This is a genomic window from Methylophilus sp. Q8 (assembly GCF_000800115.1).
Taxonomy (GTDB): domain Bacteria; phylum Pseudomonadota; class Gammaproteobacteria; order Burkholderiales; family Methylophilaceae; genus Methylophilus.
In genome coordinates this window covers 1,670,754-1,687,766 of sequence record NZ_JUHE01000001.1, presented here as the reverse complement: position 1 = coordinate 1,687,766, position 17,013 = coordinate 1,670,754, and the positions used below count along the sequence as shown (strand labels likewise).

Genomic DNA, 17,013 nt, shown 5'->3' with positions numbered 1-17,013 from the left:
GATGTGTAACATTGTATTGAAAGACCCCCATTAATTAGAGATCACAAGGATTAAATATGAAAAAAATCATTACAAGTGTGTTTGTTCTGATTGCAAGCGCAATAGCAATTCCCGGCTTTACCATGGATGATATGCCTATGTCGTCTGAAAAGGTTTCAGAAAAGGTAATCACTGGCAAGGGTAAGGTGATGTCTATCAACAAATCCACCAATCAAATTAGACTCAAACATGAGCCAATCCCAGCTTTGAATTGGCCGGCGATGAATATGGAATTTAAGGTCAAAGAGAAAGCGTTACTCGACAAAGTAAAGATAGGTGACAACGTGACATTTACACTTGCTCCATCTGGTCAAGATTACGTTATCACCAGCCTGAAACAATAACGACCCAAACACTTGTTGGAATGTAACTTGACTGCTATATTCGGCAACTATATGAAGCTGATGCGCATAACGACCATGCTGTTGATACTGATACTGGCCTCTAGTCCAGTACTGGCGTCAGTGTGCTCTGTCTCCTGCGCATTGGATCAAGCTAGACACATGCAACAGGATAAGTTTGAAATTGCCATGCCATCTATGGATGTCGGTCATTGTGAGCATATGCAGCAATCGCCACCCGTCCAGCCTTCCGACACTCAAGACTCGTCACAGCAACATAACCATTGTTCTATGGCTGGCTGCCACTTTTCAATCGCGGCCACCCTGGAGTTAGACAAACAGGATTTCATGCTGAATGTTCCTGAGCATCAGCTATTGCACTTCAATGACTTTAGACGTTCCGCAGAACTCCCTCCCCCGATAAAACCTCCGGCTTGATTTGATATTCAGGGGCCCATACGTGCCCCTTGTTTGTCATTTTGAGTATTTCAGGAGTGTTTTATGAAAATCCTATCTCTAGGTATGCGCCTACTTTGCGGCTGGTCGCTCTTTTTCACCTATTCAGTCTATGCAGAACATGCCATGCATGGAGGCTTCGCCTCAGCGAATAGTCTTTCTTTAGGCGAGGCTATTGAATTATCAATTCAAAGGCAACCATTACTGCAGTCACTAGTAGATGCTGCCAAGGCGTCCAGAACCTCTGCTATCGCAGAAGCACAACTGCCGGATCCAAAAGTAAAACTTGGCATTATCAATCTTCCGGCAACAAATCGGGATGCATTTCGATTTGACCGTGAAGAAATGACCATGACCAGTATTGGCCTAGAGCAGGAAATGGTTCCGCAGGCCAAACGTGAGGCCACAGCGCAGTATTTGAATGCTGAGGCTAGACAATATGAAACGGAGCAATTAGTCAGCCAGCGCAACATACAGAGAGAGGTTGCCATCGCTTGGCTAGACACCTACGCTGCCCAACACAAGTTTGCACTGTATCGGGAAATCATAGAAACCATGCATGCCGAGCGCAAGGCCGCACTTGGTGCAGCCAGTACCGGTGGCAAGCCATTGAGTGACATCCTTAAACTGGATGCTCAATTAGCGTCTGCCAGGGACAAATCCCTGATGGCTCAGTTGGAAGAAAGAAAAGCACGTGCAGGACTCGCACGTTGGCTGGGAAATGATGCCAAAAGACAGCTCAGCGATGAGATGCGTCTTTATACGCCCAAACGCCCGCAGCTAACCATCCTAGACCAGCGTTCAGAACTGGAAGATAACCCTCAATTACTCAATGCAAGACAACAAGAGGCTGTGGCAGTCTCTGACCTTGATCGCGCTCAACTAGGCAAGCTATCGAACTGGAGTTGGGAGGTCGGTTACGGCAAGCGTTTTGCAGGCGCAAGTGACATGGTGACTTTCCAGGTTGCCTTTGATTTGCAAACAGATAGAGCGCACCGCCAGGATCAGCGTACGGCCGAAAAACAGTTGTTGCTAGAACGGGCGCGCAAGCTAACAGAGGATCGCCGCTTAGAACTGTCAGCAGCACTGGAGGCTGCACGTGCAGACTGGGAAATCACTGAGGCTCGCGAACTCGAACATCAGCAGCGTCTCATTCCTGCTGCGGATGCCAGGCTCAAATTGCTAGAAGCTGCCTATCGTGCAGGCAAGCCTAACTTGGCAGAGGTCTGGGAAGCAAAACGAGATGTGTTGGAAATACAGATTGAGCATTTGAATATCCAGACTGAACTACAACGTGCAGCAATCAATATTGCATTCCTCTTGAATGACGAACATTTTTTCACCGCACAATCACCTGCAGGGAGTCACCCATGAAACGCTTGAACCAGATATCACTTGTCATACTGTTTGCGCTGGTCAATATGGGAATTTGGTTGTGGTGGTTGCAGTCGCATGGCTCTGCTCCCTCATCGGAAACAACACCCAAAGCTGAGACATCTGCACCAATGATCAATGGTGTAGTACAGGACGGTAGTGGCAAAACCGTTGCATATTGGTATGACCCTATGGTCCCTACGCAGAAATTTAACAAGCCAGGCAAGTCACCGTTTATGGACATGCAACTGGAACCCAAATACATGGAAGCGAATACTGAAAATGCTGGGGTCTCTATCCCAGCGCAAATTCAGCAAAATCTGGGAATACGCTTAGCAACCGCCAGTATGTCCCAATTTGGGGAAACCTTGTCGGCAGTCGGCCGCATTGAACCAAACCAGCGCGGGTACTACGTAGTACAAACCCGTGTGCCAGGCTTTGTAGAGCGCTTAAGCGTACGCGCCATCGGAGATAATGTTGTCAAAGGACAAAAAGTCGCAGAGGTATATGCGCCTGAATTATTGACCGCACAACAGGAGTATTTAGCTCTATTGGCATATCAGCCTGGTTCAGAGAATGCTAACGCCGGTGAAATGTCGTTCAATACCCGCGACCTTGCACAGGCTGCACGTAACCGTCTGAAGTTACTCGGGATGAGCGAGAGCGAAATTGTAGCCATCACCCATGCTGGCCGTGCCAATGCACGCTTCAGTGTTTATGCCCCGGCATCCGGCATCGTGACGGAATTGGGCTTGCGCGAAGGGGCACAACTGATGCCCGGCAGCAGCTTGATGCAAATCACTGACTTTTCGAATGTATGGCTAATAGCAGAAGTCCCGGAGCGGGATGTAGGCCGCGTACACCTAGGCAGCGAAGCAGACATCCAGCTACAAGGCATGCCAGGTGAAACATTAAAAGGTAAAGTCAGCTATGTTTATCCCACGCTGGATAACACATCACGCACTATGCAGGTACGCATTGAGTTGCCAAATAAACAGGGCAAGCTGCGCACCGGCATGTTTGCCAATATTATGCTGGCAGGTGCTAAGCATGAATCAATTGCTGTTCCGAGTGAGTCGGTCATCGTGACGGGCACCCGTAAAGTGGTGATCGTCAAACTGCCAACCGGGTTTAAACCGGTCGAGGTGACTACCGGAGAAGAATATGCTGGCAATACCGAAATACTTTCTGGTTTGTCAGACGGTGACCAGGTTGTGGCATCCGGTCAGTTCCTGATTGACTCGGAAGCTTCGCTCTCAGGAGTACTTGCAAAGCTCTCACAGACAACACCCTCAGAAGCAACCGAAATATCGATGAAGATGGATGGACACAACACTCCCCAGTCTGCTCAGAAAATGCCACAGGGTAGCGGCAAAGTGACGGCCATAGATCGCAAAAATAGTCAGGTTACCCTCGCGCACGATCCGATTCCTGACTTGGGTTGGCCAGCTATGACCATGGCCTTTCAGGTAAAGGATGTCATGCAGCTGGATACGCTTAAACCAGGCGACCAAGTGAGCTTCGACCTAAAGTCTGACCCGGTAACGGAACAGTACGACATCGAGCATATCCACAAACAGTCTGACCAAGCGCGTGTGATGAAGGGGCAGAAGTAACCATGCATACACCTAAACAACCATCTCACACACTTGGCGTCATCACTAGATTGATCCAGGTGTCGGCTGCCAACCCACTTCTGGTCATTCTGGTTAGCTTAATAATCACGGCCTGGGGTTTTTTTGCCATGCTACGAGCCCCTCTGGATGCCATCCCTGACTTGTCTGACACGCAAGTTATCATCCGTACGCCCTGGGCCGGCCAAGCACCACAGATTGTCGAAAACCAAATTACCTATCCGTTGACGACGACGATGCTTTCCGTACCTGGGGTGAAAACAGTACGCGGCTATTCTTTCTTTGGCGATTCATTTGTTTATATCTTGTTTAATGATGGCACAGATCAATACTGGGCCAGATCGAGGGTACTGGAATACTTAAGCCAGATATCTTCGCGCCTACCCAAAGGTGCTTCACCTAGCTTGGGTCCGGACGCAACTGGTGTGGGCTGGGTTTACGAATATGCATTGGTGGATAAATCCGGTCAGCATGATCTTGGTGAATTACGGGCCATGCAGGACTGGTTTCTCAAATTTGAGTTGAAAACCATCCCTGGCGTGGCCGAGGTAGCGACGTTAGGTGGTCTGGTTCGCCAATATCAAATACAGGTGGATCCAGATAAATTGCGTAACTACAGAATCCCATTATCGAAAGTGACTGCGGCCATTCAAAATGCCAATCAGGACACAGGTGGTGCAGTGATTGAGCTGGGCGAGGCGGAATACATGATACGGGCGCACGGTTATCTAGACACGCTAGAAGACTTCAAAGCCATTCCAATCAGTGTCTCGGAAGCGGGGACGCCGATTCTGCTAGCGGATATTGCCCGCGTGCAGCTAGGCCCAGAATTGCGCCGTGGCATAGCTGAGTTGAATGGTGAGGGGGAAGTTACAGGTGGCGTGATTGTCGTCCGTGCTGGTCAAAATGCATTACAGGTGATTGATGCCGTCAAATTAAAACTTGAAACACTAAAAAAGAGCCTGCCTGCAGGCGTCGAGGTAGTCACGACTTACGACAGGTCCCAACTAATCAAGCGTGCAGTTGATAATCTCACTCATAAGCTGATTGAAGAGTTTCTCGTCGTAGCGCTAGTATGCCTGGTGTTCTTATGGCATCTCAGGTCAGCCATGGTGGCGATTGTCGCATTGCCACTGGGTATATTGATCAGTTTTATAGTTATGGACTATCAGGGCATCAATGCCAACATCATGTCACTGGGTGGTATTGCGATTGCCATTGGCGCCATGGTCGATGCTGCCATTGTGATGATAGAGAATGCGCACCGCAAACTCGAAGAGTTTCGCATAGCAAATGGGGAGCCTGATCAGCGACAAAGAGCAGCGGTGATTATTGAGGCGGCCTGCGAAGTTGGCCCGGCTTTATTTTTCTCATTGCTGATTATTACCTTGTCATTCATTCCGGTATTTACGCTGGAAGCCCAAGAAGGAAAATTGTTTGCACCGCTGGCTTATACCAAAACCTATGCCATGGCCGCAGCAGCTGGTCTGTCAGTCACATTGATTCCCGTATTAATGACCTTTTTCATTCGTGGCAAGATACGCCCCGAAGCTGATAATCCATTAAATCGCTGGTTGATCGCCATTTACAAGCCCATGCTTTCGCAAGTACTCAAGCATCCGGTACTGACCTTGGGGGTGGCAGTACTCCTGGTCGTCATGACATTGATCCCACTCGGTAAACTGGGTAGTGAATTCATGCCTCCGCTTGATGAAGGAGATTTGCTCTACATGCCCACTGCTTTACCAGGCCTATCTGCGTCCAAAGCTTCCGAAATTTTGCAGTTAAGTGACCGCCTGATTAAGACGGTGCCTGAAGTGAAATCGGTATTCGGTAAGTCAGGTCGTGCAGAAACAGCTACTGACCCTGCGCCCCTCGAAATGCTGGAGACAACCATTCAATTCAAGCCACGTTCGGAGTGGCGTGCGGGCATGACCACCGAGAAACTGATCCATGAACTAGATACCAGATTGAAAATACCTGGCATGGCCAATGTCTGGGTGCAACCCATACGCAATCGCATTGACATGCTATCTACTGGGATCAAAAGTCCGGTAGGTATTAAAATCGGAGGAGCGGATCTGGCCACTTTGGAGAAACTCGGTCAGGAAGTAGAACGCATCATGAAAACGGTCCCCGGCGTGGGTTCGGTTATTGCTGAACGAGCTACTGGTGGACGTTATCTGGATGTGCGCATCGACAGATTGAAGGCAGCACGCTACGGTTTGAATATTACCGATGTCAACGAACTGGTTTCTAGCGCAATTGGCGGTGACAATATCGGCGAGAAGATTGATGGGCTGGCACGTTTTCCGATCAATCTGCGCTTTCCGAGGGAGGTCCGGGACTCCGCCGATAAGCTCAAAACGCTGCCTATCATTACAGAGTCAGGTGCCAGCGTACCCTTGGGAGCCATAGCAGAGGTTAGCTACACCAACGGTCCGCCGATGATCAAAAGTGAAAATGCACGCCCCAATGTCTGGGTGTATGTTGATATACAGGATAGAGACTTGGGTAGTTTTGTTAACGAAGCCAAGGCCACATTGGATAAACAATTACAACTTCCAGCTGGCTACTCACTCAACTGGTCTGGACAGTTTGAATATTTTGAACGCGCATCTAAACGACTAAGTTATGTGGTGCCCATGACCATAGGGATCATTTTCATACTGCTGTTTATGGCATTTAAACGGATAGGGCCTGCTTTGTTAATCTTAACCAGCCTGCCATTTGCTTTGGTGGGTGCCATCTGGTTTCTGTACCTGCTTGGTTACCATTTTTCTATTGCCAGTGGTGTTGGCATGATTGCCTTATCCGGTCTGGCTGCTGAATTCGGCATTATCATGTTGGTTTATCTGGATGAGGCTGTAGACCGTTACAGGCAAGCCGGAAAACTAAACAGCAAGCAAGATTGGCATGATGCCTTGATTGAAGGTGCTGCTTTGCGAGTACGCCCTAAGGCCATGACAGTGGCCGTGATCTTGGCTGGCTTGATTCCGATATTGATTGGGGACGGAACTGGCTCTGAGGCAATGAGTCGGATAGCAGCTCCTATGGTTGGAGGAATGTTAACTGCCCCATTACTGTCACTTTTTGTACTACCTGCAGCCTATATGTTGCTCATAAGAAAAACAAACTGATAAAAATAGGGCCGGAGCATGCCAGTGTGATGGCCCTAAACACTCTTCAATTCTGAAGTCATCACCCTCACAGCTCGATTAAACATTTTTAATAACAAGCATTCTTCAAGGCTAACCACATCAGGCAACGTGATCCGATAAACCGTCAATAATAGGACACTCTGGCCGATCATCTCCATGACAGCAGTCCACCAGCTTTTTTAGCTCAGATTTAATTTTCGCTAATTGTGTAATCTTTTGCTCCAAATCCTGTACATGCTTTTGGGCCAGTGCTTTTACATCACTGCTCGACCGGTCTGGGTCTCCCCATAAACCAAGTAAATCCTCTATTTGTTTAATTGAAAACCCAAGATCGCGTGCATGACGGATGAAAGTTAGCGTATGCACATCTTTCTCAGAATATTGTCTATATCCAGACAAAGTACGTGAAGCCGCTTGTAGCAAGCCAACACTTTCATAATGCCGGATCATTTTCGCAGATATTCCGGATTGTTTGGCAGCCTGACCGATGTTGAAAAACCGACTCATGATGATGGCTCCTTAATGTAACGCGAACATTCTTTTGTACTGCTTCATTTTATTATCAACTAAAACGCTTGACCTTCCAATCATTGGAAGGTCTATGCTTAAGATACTATCAACTTCAACCAAGGAGTTCATTATGCAATTACATATTGAAAATATGACGTGTGGCGGTTGTGCCCGGGGTGTCACCAAGGCCATTAAAGATGTAGACCCAGAAGCCAATATCGTGACTGACCCGCCAAATAGGTCGGTGACAGTTGAAAGCTCTGCTGCTCCAGGTCTGATAGTTTCTGCTTTGGAAAAAGCCGGCTTCCCACCTCGCCAGTAGTAAATCATCAGCCTGTTGAATTTATCAACAGGCTTTTTTATGTACATATTTCTTAAGCAACTAGCGGCTGGAAACGACGTAACCGCAAAGCATTTGCAAGTACAAATACACTCGATAAGGCCATGGCGCCAGCTGCAATGATTGGCGACAGCAATAATCCAAAGGCTGGGTACAATGCCCCAGCAGCAACCGGTATCAATGCCGTGTTATAGCTGAAGGCCCAGAACAGGTTTTGCCGAATGTTGCCTATGGTTGCCTTTGATAAGGCAATAGCGTTTGGAACGCCTTGAAGATTGCCAGAAATCAAAACCACATCGGCTGACTCCACAGCCACATCGGTTCCGGTACCGATGGCGAGGCCGACATCAGCCTCAGCCAGTGCCGGCGCATCATTGATACCATCTCCCACAAAAGCGGTATACCCGTAACTCGATTTCAAGCGACGAATTGCTTCGACTTTACCTTCAGGCATTACTTCAGCGATGACTTCGTCTATACCCAACTGATTTGCGATTGCACGGGCTGTGCGGGCATTGTCACCGGTAATCATAGCCACTTTCAGGCCTAGTTGATGCAATGCGGCTATCGCTAGTGGTGTGCTAGCTTTGATGGGATCAGCGACTGCAATAATCGCTGCCAGTTTTCCATCAATCGCCGCATATAAAGGTGACTTGCCTTCTTTGCCTAGTCGTTCAGCTGTGTTTGCAAAGTTTTCTACCCCTAGACCGAGTGCACGTATAAATCGGTCGGCACCTATCTCAATCTTCGCCCCTCCTACCGTTGCTCGAACTCCCATACCGGTAATGGATTCGAAATCGTCCAATTCCGGCAATATAATGCTCTCTTCATTAGCTGCGGCCACAATGGCACGGGCAATTGGATGTTCAGATTGAGATTCCACGGTTGCCACTTTTGCTAGAACATCACTGCGGTCAAAGCCTATTGCGACTTCTAAATCGGTCAGCACTGGACGACCTTCCGTTAACGTGCCGGTTTTATCTACGGCCACTACTTGAGCGTCTTTCAGCATTTGCAAGGCTTCGCCTTTTTTGAAAAGCACACCCAATTCAGCACCTCGGCCAGTACCGACCATAATAGAGGTTGGTGTGGCCAAGCCCATCGCACACGGGCAAGCAATGATCAATACAGCCACGGCATTGACCAGTCCATATGTCAAAGCTGGAGATGGCCCAAATATCATCCAAGCTATAAAGGTGATAACGGCTGCAAGCATAACCGCAGGCACAAACCACATAGTGACCTTATCGACGACCGCTTGAATAGGCAATTTGGAACCTTGTGCCTGTTCAACCATACGGATGATTTGTGCAAGCATGGTCTGTCCACCAATGGCTTCAGCACGCACTCTAAAAGCGCCTGTTTGGTTGATGGTTCCGCCTACAACGCGTGAACCTTGTGTTTTTTCAACTGGTATTGGTTCACCCGTGATCATTGATTCATCTACAAAGCTTTGACCATCAGTGACTGTGCCGTCCACGGGTATTCTTTCGCCTGGTTTTACTTCAATCATGTCATCTATTACTACGTCATTGATTGCAATACTTACAAAACTTCCATTACGCATCACATGCGCTTCTTTGACTTGCATTTTTGCCAATCGCTTAATCGCTTCTGATGTACGACCTTTAGCTTTCGATTCGAGATAACGACCAAGCAAAACCAATACAACAATGATCGCTGCAGCCTCGTAGTAAACATTGACTGTGCCATCAGGTAAAAGGTGAGGGATGAATGTCGCGACAACAGAATATCCAAATGCAGCCGTAGTTCCTACAGCAACAAGAGAGTTCATGTCTGGGGCTAGGCGATAAAGGGCGGGAAAGCCTTTCTGGTAGAAACGCCGTCCAGGTATGGTCAATACAATTGCTGTTAATGCGAACTGCAGGTACCAGCTCCAATCCATGCCAATTGTAGAAAGAATCAACTCATGCGCGCCCGGAATGAAGTGAGAGCCCATTTCAAGTAGAAACACGGGTAAAGCGAAGGCGGTGGCTAAGTACAGGTCGCGTTTTAGCGCTGCTCTTTCAGCATCTTTTTTGAGACTATTGGCATCGTTATCAGGCTCAAATCCTGAAGAAATCTCTTTTGCCTCATATCCGATATTAGTGATCGCGGAAATCAGTTCATTCGCTGAAACATTTCCTTTAATGGTTGCTCGTTCGGTCGCTAAGTTTACTGTGGCTTCAGAAACACCTGGCACTCCTTTGATGGCACTTTCCACGCGACCTACACAACTGGCGCATGTCATTCCTTCTACAGAGAGCTCTATCGTATTGCTTGGCACGCTATATCCCACATTTTCAACTGCGGTGATTAATTCTTTGCGATCCACTGGTTTTACCAAGTGAATATCTGCACGTTCAGTGGCTAAGTTGACTGATACACTGCCTACACCATCCACTTTTGATAATGCAGTTTCCACTCTACCTACACAACTGGCGCAGGTCATACCGTCAATGGGCAAATTGATAATGTCAGGATTTGAACTCTTGTTTTCGATGCGTTCTGTAGTCATCACGGACTCCTTGCATAGTCGTGAGTCACACTTTAAACCTTCCCATATGGGTAAGGTCAAGCCAATCCTGATAATCCTATGGTTGAGGGCTGACGGAAATATTGATCACAGGAATTACTAAAGTCGGTGAATCCACGCAGATAATTAGAAGCTCTCAATCTGACCTAAGGGGGTAAACTCATCAACATAGTTCATTCATTATTAATCTGTAGCTGCACTTCATTGGCTTCCGGATTAAGTGAGCTTATTGAATTTGTTTTTTGTTTTCTAATTTTTTCTTATAGTTGTGCATTTTGTAGGCAAAAATGGACAATCCAATGGCAAAGATGGTACCAATAATACTTAGGTAAATCGCTACATTAAGCATGGCTCACTTATCACTTTTCTTTATTTATCCCAGCCCAACCATCTGAGATCGCCTTTTTGATTTCATCAAGAGAAGCTACATTGTTAGTCTTTTCGGCCAACATTCCGAAGAAATGTGATTCAGACAATTTTGCGTAAGTCTCAGACATTTCGCGCTGGCTTTTTCTCAATAAATCGATTTCTTCTGCAGTCAGCATCCGAGAGCTATTTAGATCTCTCTTTGCTAACAATTGATGCAGTTTGCGGGTTGAGGGAGTCAAAGAGTCATTAAATTCTTCATTCTCTGAGTCACTTCTCATATTCAAGCCCTCTGTGAATTAATTGAAAATACCTGACTTTGCAGGATATTACAGGCTTTTTGCAATATCAACTCCAGCCTGAAACTACCACTAAACTCTATTGTTTATGCCTAAACTTTATTGTCCGTATACATCAACGTACATAAATCAGACGCATACCACTTTGACCTAGAAACCTGATGATCAAGAGATCATCTGACAACTAGACCTTATGCATTAAAGTGGCGCGCTCTTGTCAGGCGCAACTTCAATTTTCAAGTCTGAAAAATTGCTTATACTTACTGCGCCACAAGGAAAACAAGCGACAATTTCCAACTCGCCACCCATTGCCTCGATATGGGTCCTCAAACTAGATAAATACATATCTGCGCGTTTTTCTAATTTTGCAATTGATTGTTGCTGAACATTCAATACTTGAGCCAGCATTAGTTGAGAGAGGCCATATGCTTGCTTTAATTGATGAAGTGGCAACTCTCTTAAAAGTTGTTCTGTCATAGCTTGAGAACGCAGCTGCGATTCAGATCTCATATTTAACCGAATATCCGAGAATTCTTTAGCCATCTTTGACTCATTTCTTTTATGTGTTAACAGTATCATCGAACAACATTTCAGCTGAATTCTTGAATCGCTTGAGCTTAAACCGCTCCGCCATAATTTATGGCACTTAATATTTTCTGAACCTCAGCAAATCCAGAGGATGATTTGGCCATAACGATAGGAGCACCCCCTAACAAGGCGTGATATTGATTGAGCCAAGACTCAGCAACCGGTTCGGAACCGAAGGCATGAAGAGCCAAAGCACGAATCTGTACAAGGTTTGCAGCACTGTTAGACTCTACAATCATATTAACCTACTGGTTTAATGCGGAGGTGATTCATGAAATCCTGGTTAAGGGTTATTCGTCCTCCGACTGCTACGGTTAGTGTGATAATTTGCATCCTAATAATGTGTCCTATGCTAACTAATTGATGAGTACACTTTATTAATTTGCACGAGGCTTTCTTTCTTTGACAGACTGAAGAGGCGCCCGTCGTTTAGTTCGATCGTGACCTTTTCTGTATCATCGGTTTTGTTTTGATACACTGATTTAATTATTTCTTTTTGCCATGTCCTGGCGCCATCTAATGTGAAAGAGTTCATCAGATAAATATGGTTGATTTTTAATTCTGTGTTTTTGATCAAACTCAGTAAATCATCATCTGCACCAATAATTATTTCAATTGATTCAGAGCTTCCTTTAATGGAAGTGCAGTTTGCGTGAAACCAATAATCACAATCAACAAGATAGACGTAGCGCCAATAATTGGGATTAAGATCGCCTATATTAGTATGCGGAATATTATCCTCATCAATTGTTACTAACATTATTTCGGAATATTCGATGAATGTGTCCTTTAGATTATAGTCCTTTAGGACACATTTTGGCTATATAAGCTCCTTTATAGGGGCTTCGTATGGAAATTCAAAAAGCGCTGGGTTTAGCCATCAAAGAGATTCGAATAAGTAAAGGATTAACGCAAGAGTTTTTTAGTGACATATCAAGCAGAACTTATGTGTCAGTCCTGGAGAATGGAAAAAAGAGACCTTCCATAGAGAAGATTGATAGCTTGGCGACAGCCATGGGAATACACCCTCTGACAATACTTACACTATCGTATTTAATCTTGGATAAAGAATTAAATATTGCTGAGTTGCAAAATAAAATCTCAAGTGAGTTGGAAAAAATAAAATCAGTTTAAATCGTTAGCTTACTCAATCGTAAACGAACGTACGCGTAGGCTATCCAAGATTTTTATTTTTGGTAAGTCCTTCAGAACCCCGGAATGTTTTAGAGTTTGCCAAGGTGCAACCATGAATTTCTTAATATGATAAATACAAATACCCCATACACTTAGGATCGTGCCTAGTGCCAAAAGTATTCCCCATACGGATACGCTGGATGAACCAGTAATGGCAAACAAATTAATCCCACAAACGAAACTGATGATTACCAATATAACGAAACCAATAATAGGCGACACTTTGTCTGGTGTGACAAGAACTTTATTCTGATTCACTCTAATTTGACCAGACTTGATCAATGTTTTTACCTCTATGTCGGTTAAGTTGTATCGATTTTTGATTGCAATGATTTTAGTACGTACTACCGAATTAGCATTCAATCCGAAGCGATACTTAAACATTCTTTGATTACCCAATGCCACTCGGTCCAGCTCCTCATCTGAACGAGTCGCCATATACACCTTCATTGATACGGGTAGATTTAATTCATAGTAGTCCCGGTTGGCATTTCTTTGTTGTTCAGCAATGTTCAATTCTATATTTTGAGCTTGATTAGTCATGATGAGTGTATGCAGTATCAGAGATTAAATAATCATCCTTCGTAGTAGTCTCGTCCAGCATTACGCTGAATAGAATTAATGTTGATGCTAATCGACGTTGGCTGTTGGGTTAGTAAACTCAAAGGATCTACAGTGTTTTTGGATTCAAAATGCGCTGCTACAGCGGCCATGATATTACGTTGACGTAATGTCTCATCAGTCCACAAATGACCGTTATAAAGCTCAATCGCTAAATCAAAATCTTCAATATCAGGTTTTATCCCATCCAAGAACTTTTTGATTTCAGGATCCGTGCCAGCCTCATTTAACTTGTTATTCTGGATTAGGAGCATGATAGCTTTTGCTGCAATATCTTTCTTTAGAATAGCCCCTCTGGCAATTGATATTTGAAGCTGAATCATTCGTAAGAAAGAAATATCAATTTGAGTTTCACCTTTCATGGTGCCCTCGCCAGTCAAAAGCCAATCTATTGAGATGCCAAATTCAATTTTTAAGGCATAGAGAAATTCAGCACCAGGTTTTTTGATGCCTCTCAGAACATCACTGACAAAACCTTGCGACACTTTAACCCTTGCAGCAAATTCAGATTGGCTCAATCCAAACATAGCTAATAGCGAAGATAATCTTGTTCCAATGCTATCAAGATTAGATAAGGAAGTTGAACGTATGGCTTGATTATTCATATCAGTATAAGATATATTAATTTATCTCTAAAGAGATATAAAATACTTAATAGAGATAGGTTACTCTTTAATACGGACTTTGTCATCTCCAATATGGATGGAATTGAAATCAATTATCGGCTTCGACGTCTTGGAATAACCCAAGCGAAAATTGCACGCACCCTTGGTGTAGCCAGTGGTGTGGTGAGCAATGTAATTCATGATCGAATTACTGCTTATGCGGTAGCAAGCCATATTGCGCGATTGTTGGAGTGTGAAATAGAAGATTTATGGCCGAAGCGCTACGTGTTTAAGCCAAGAAAAAGTACAACTCAGAAGGACGCTATGAATGCATGCGTATTATTGGAAGGAGACGTGAAATGCCCTGATGAAATTGATTGATCCATTGTGGGCCCATAAAACGCAAAACCCGAGGATTCCGGCCTCGGGTTGCGAACTGCTATCAAGTAATCGACTTGAAACTGTAGTATCTGCGCCACGCGTGAAGATGTCAAGTCACGCGTGATGGGCTTTTTCATCCCTGTGATTGAAAAGATTGCGTTAAGCAGCTGTTCTCGCATTCTAAATAAAGGAGAAAATCCCTGATGCGGATTCCAATACATTTACAGCGTGAAATCTCACGGCTGTATTTTCATACCCCCGAACAATCATCTCGTGCGATTAGCCGCTCTATTGGTGTTGCAGCCAATACAGTATCCAGGCTTGTTGATGCCATTAAAAAAAGCAATAAAAGTTCTGAAGAGTTGAACGAATTAGATGATGATGCGTGGCAAGTAGCTCTGAGTCTTACACAGAGAACTAGGACAACAAAAGAAAATCCTGATTGGGCACACATACATCAGGAAATGCTTCGACCCGAAGCAACCAGAGAACAATTATGGCGGGAATGGAAAGAAAACAATCCTAACGGTATTGGATACTCTCAATTTACTGCCGGGTATAGAAAATGGATTGGTGCTCAAAGACTGGTCATGCGCCAAATTCACCGCCCTGGGGACAAAATGTTCACTGATTTCGCTGGCCAAACCATTGAAATTCGTAGCATGTCTGGAGAGGCTTCCCGTTACGCACAACTCTTTGTTGCTGTAATGGGATGTTCTAACTACACCTATCTTGAAGCCGTTTGGCAACAAACATCAGAGTGTTGGGTGAGTGCTCAAACTAATGCTTTGGAGTTTTTTGGAGGAATTCCGAATTGGATTGTCAGTGACAATCTTAAGGCTGCTGTAAGTCGACGGGAGCGTGATCGTATAACTATCAATCCTGCTTACTCGGAATTTCTCCGACACTATGGAGCAGCATCACTACCAACTAAGCCTAAATCACCTAAGCAAAATGCTAAAGCCGAAGCTGGCGTTCAGATCGCACAGCGATGGGTTTTGTTTGCCTTAAGAGATCGGATATTTTTTAGCCTAGAAGAAGCAAATCAAGAAATTCGTCGATTAAATATTGCTCTGAATGAACGCCCTTTTAAGAAAATGGAAGGGTGCAGGAAAAGTAGATTCGAAGCACTCGATTTGCCAGCCTTACGCCCGCTCTCCGAAACACGATATGTATATGCCAATTGGCGATATGCAGTTCGGGTTGGAGACGATTATCTTATCGAACACCAGAAATCTTTTTATTCAGTTCCATGGAGGTATCGTGGTGAAACAGTAGATGTCAGATTCAATGATCGGATGATTGAAGTATTCCGTAAAAATGTACGTATCGCAATTCATGCAATCATCAATGAAATTGGAGGCCTTTCCAGAATAGAAGATCATATGCCAGCCGCGCATCGTAACGTTCTTGAAGGTGAGCCTTTAGCTTTACTCAGGTGGGCGAAGAGCGTAGGCGAAAATGCAGAAAGAATGATTACCTATCATTTAACCGAACGACACGATCCAACCAACGGCATCAGGGCGGCAAGAAAAATGCGGGAGATCTCGAAGCTTTATGGAGAGGAGCGCTTTGAAGCTGTATGTACTTATGCCCTAAGCTTGAATATAACTGCACTTCGTAGCATTGAATCCATTATTAAAAATGATGCTGATTTGAGGGCTCGCCATATTGGAGCACTTTCACAGACTATAAATCGAACGGTGCACTCTGATGTTCGAGGACCAAATTATTTTGGAGAATAAGATGTCAATCGTTGAACAAACTTTATCGAACCTTCGATTACTTAAACTATCTGGAATGGCTGACACTTACAGCTTGCAACTTGATCAACCAAATTTGAATGTAAAATCGTTCGATGAAAGATTTGCCATGCTGGTTGATTACGAAATAACCAATCGGGAAACTCGACGTATTCAACGTTTTATTAAGTCAGCTGGCTTTCCGGAACGGTGTTCTTTAGAAGATCTGGATGACAGACCTAGTAGAGACTTGGATAAACAATTGATTTCAACATTGGCAACATGCGAGTGGATACATCGAAAGCAAAATTTAACCATCCGCGGCGCGACTGGTACTGGTAAAACCTGGCTTGGAACTGCTATTGGAACTCAAGCATGCAGGCTCGGCATATCGGTGATATACATACGTAGTAATCAGCTGCTTTCAGATATTGCGACAGCACTAGCTGACGGGTCACTAGCCAGTCTAAAAACTAAACTCATTAAACCGGCATTATTAGTTATTGACGATTTTGGACATGGACAAATCAATATATCCGTTGGCCATGTCCTTCTGGATATTATCGATCAACGGATGCGCTCAGGCTCTCTATTGTTTACAACTCAATATCCCTTTGAGCAATGGCATGACCTATTTCCGGATCCAACACTGGCAGACGCTATCCTGGATCGGGTAGTGCATCAGTCACATGTACTTCATTTGAAGGGGGAATCTATGCGTAAATTGCGCGCAAAGAAAAAGCTTACTGGTCAATAATACTTTGTTTAATCCAAACTGCTGCTTGATAAAGTAGAAGCGGCAGTTTGGTTCCTAAGACTAATGAAA

The 17,013-nt window shown here is 44.9% G+C and carries 17 protein-coding genes; 9 read left to right on the top strand and 8 right to left on the bottom strand.

Going from position 1 to position 17,013, the window contains the following annotated elements; all coding sequences use genetic code 11:
• Positions 1–56 precede the first annotated feature (56 nt).
• From GQ52_RS08260 to GQ52_RS08240, 4 genes are all read left to right on the top strand, one after another.
• Positions 57–383, top strand: coding sequence for a copper-binding protein (locus tag GQ52_RS08260; RefSeq protein WP_052179068.1), 327 nt, complete (start codon positions 57–59; stop codon positions 381–383).
• 498 nt (positions 384–881) lie between these two features.
• The gene (locus GQ52_RS08250) at positions 882–2,210 is read left to right on the top strand and encodes a TolC family protein (protein WP_081979326.1); all 1,329 of its coding nucleotides are present in this window, start codon (positions 882–884) and stop codon (positions 2,208–2,210) included.
• Entirely contained in the window at positions 2,207–3,826 is a 1,620-nt protein-coding gene (locus GQ52_RS08245) for an efflux RND transporter periplasmic adaptor subunit (protein WP_052179066.1), read from the top strand. The genes GQ52_RS08250 and GQ52_RS08245 overlap by 4 nt, the downstream gene beginning before the upstream one ends.
• 2 nt (positions 3,827–3,828) lie before the next feature.
• Positions 3,829–6,984: an efflux RND transporter permease subunit gene (locus GQ52_RS08240; RefSeq protein ID WP_052179063.1), complete on the top strand. Its 3,156-nt coding sequence runs from the start codon at positions 3,829–3,831 to the stop codon at positions 6,982–6,984.
• A gap of 120 nt (positions 6,985–7,104) precedes the next feature.
• On the opposite strand, the gene cueR is transcribed toward GQ52_RS08240, so the two are convergent.
• Positions 7,105–7,512 carry a Cu(I)-responsive transcriptional regulator gene (cueR, locus tag GQ52_RS08235; RefSeq protein ID WP_047516677.1) on the bottom strand — a complete coding sequence of 136 codons (408 nt, stop codon included), beginning with the start codon at positions 7,510–7,512 and terminating at the stop codon, positions 7,105–7,107.
• A gap of 133 nt (positions 7,513–7,645) precedes the next feature.
• On the opposite strand from cueR, the gene GQ52_RS08230 reads away from it, so the two are divergent.
• Complete coding sequence (locus GQ52_RS08230; RefSeq protein ID WP_047516674.1) at positions 7,646–7,837, top strand: heavy-metal-associated domain-containing protein; 192 nt, start codon at positions 7,646–7,648, stop codon at positions 7,835–7,837.
• Between the two features lie 52 nt (positions 7,838–7,889).
• On the opposite strand, the gene GQ52_RS08225 is transcribed toward GQ52_RS08230, so the two are convergent.
• From GQ52_RS08225 to GQ52_RS08205, 5 genes are all read right to left on the bottom strand, one after another.
• Positions 7,890–10,373: a heavy metal translocating P-type ATPase gene (locus tag GQ52_RS08225; protein ID WP_047516671.1), complete on the bottom strand. Its 2,484-nt coding sequence runs from the start codon at positions 10,371–10,373 to the stop codon at positions 7,890–7,892.
• A 377-nt stretch (positions 10,374–10,750) separates the two neighbouring features.
• On the bottom strand, positions 10,751–11,038 hold the full coding sequence (locus GQ52_RS14105) for a hypothetical protein (protein ID WP_152604423.1): 288 nt from the start codon (positions 11,036–11,038) through the stop codon (positions 10,751–10,753).
• Positions 11,039–11,254: 216 nt separating this feature from the next.
• Positions 11,255–11,599: an XRE family transcriptional regulator gene (locus GQ52_RS08215; RefSeq protein WP_047516666.1), complete on the bottom strand. Its 345-nt coding sequence runs from the start codon at positions 11,597–11,599 to the stop codon at positions 11,255–11,257.
• 74 nt (positions 11,600–11,673) lie between these two features.
• Positions 11,674–11,883 carry an MbcA/ParS/Xre antitoxin family protein gene (locus tag GQ52_RS08210; protein ID WP_047516662.1) on the bottom strand — a complete coding sequence of 70 codons (210 nt, stop codon included), beginning with the start codon at positions 11,881–11,883 and terminating at the stop codon, positions 11,674–11,676.
• A 113-nt stretch (positions 11,884–11,996) separates the two neighbouring features.
• On the bottom strand, positions 11,997–12,404 hold the full coding sequence (locus tag GQ52_RS08205) for a hypothetical protein (RefSeq protein ID WP_047516660.1): 408 nt from the start codon (positions 12,402–12,404) through the stop codon (positions 11,997–11,999).
• Positions 12,405–12,493: 89 nt separating this feature from the next.
• On the opposite strand from GQ52_RS08205, the gene GQ52_RS08200 reads away from it, so the two are divergent.
• The gene (locus GQ52_RS08200) at positions 12,494–12,778 is read left to right on the top strand and encodes a helix-turn-helix domain-containing protein (protein WP_047516657.1); all 285 of its coding nucleotides are present in this window, start codon (positions 12,494–12,496) and stop codon (positions 12,776–12,778) included.
• A gap of 9 nt (positions 12,779–12,787) precedes the next feature.
• Here the strand turns inward: GQ52_RS08200 and GQ52_RS08195 are convergent, their stop codons facing one another.
• A complete protein-coding gene (locus GQ52_RS08195; RefSeq protein ID WP_047516654.1) occupies positions 12,788–13,381 on the bottom strand; it encodes a Got1/Sft2-like family vesicle transport protein in 594 nt (197 codons plus the stop codon).
• A 32-nt stretch (positions 13,382–13,413) separates the two neighbouring features.
• A complete protein-coding gene (locus GQ52_RS13755) occupies positions 13,414–14,064 on the bottom strand; it encodes a helix-turn-helix domain-containing protein (RefSeq protein WP_081979325.1) in 651 nt (216 codons plus the stop codon).
• Positions 14,065–14,157: 93 nt separating this feature from the next.
• On the opposite strand from GQ52_RS13755, the gene GQ52_RS08185 reads away from it, so the two are divergent.
• From GQ52_RS08185 to istB, 3 genes are all read left to right on the top strand, one after another.
• Entirely contained in the window at positions 14,158–14,445 is a 288-nt protein-coding gene (locus GQ52_RS08185) for a helix-turn-helix domain-containing protein (RefSeq protein WP_152604422.1), read from the top strand.
• 203 nt (positions 14,446–14,648) lie between these two features.
• Entirely contained in the window at positions 14,649–16,190 is a 1,542-nt protein-coding gene (istA, locus tag GQ52_RS08180) for an IS21 family transposase (RefSeq protein WP_047516648.1), read from the top strand.
• Between the two features lies 1 nt (position 16,191).
• Positions 16,192–16,944 (top strand): IS21-like element helper ATPase IstB, encoded by a 753-nt coding sequence (gene istB / locus GQ52_RS08175; protein WP_047516645.1) that lies wholly within the window; start codon positions 16,192–16,194, stop codon positions 16,942–16,944.
• Positions 16,945–17,013 lie beyond the last annotated feature (69 nt).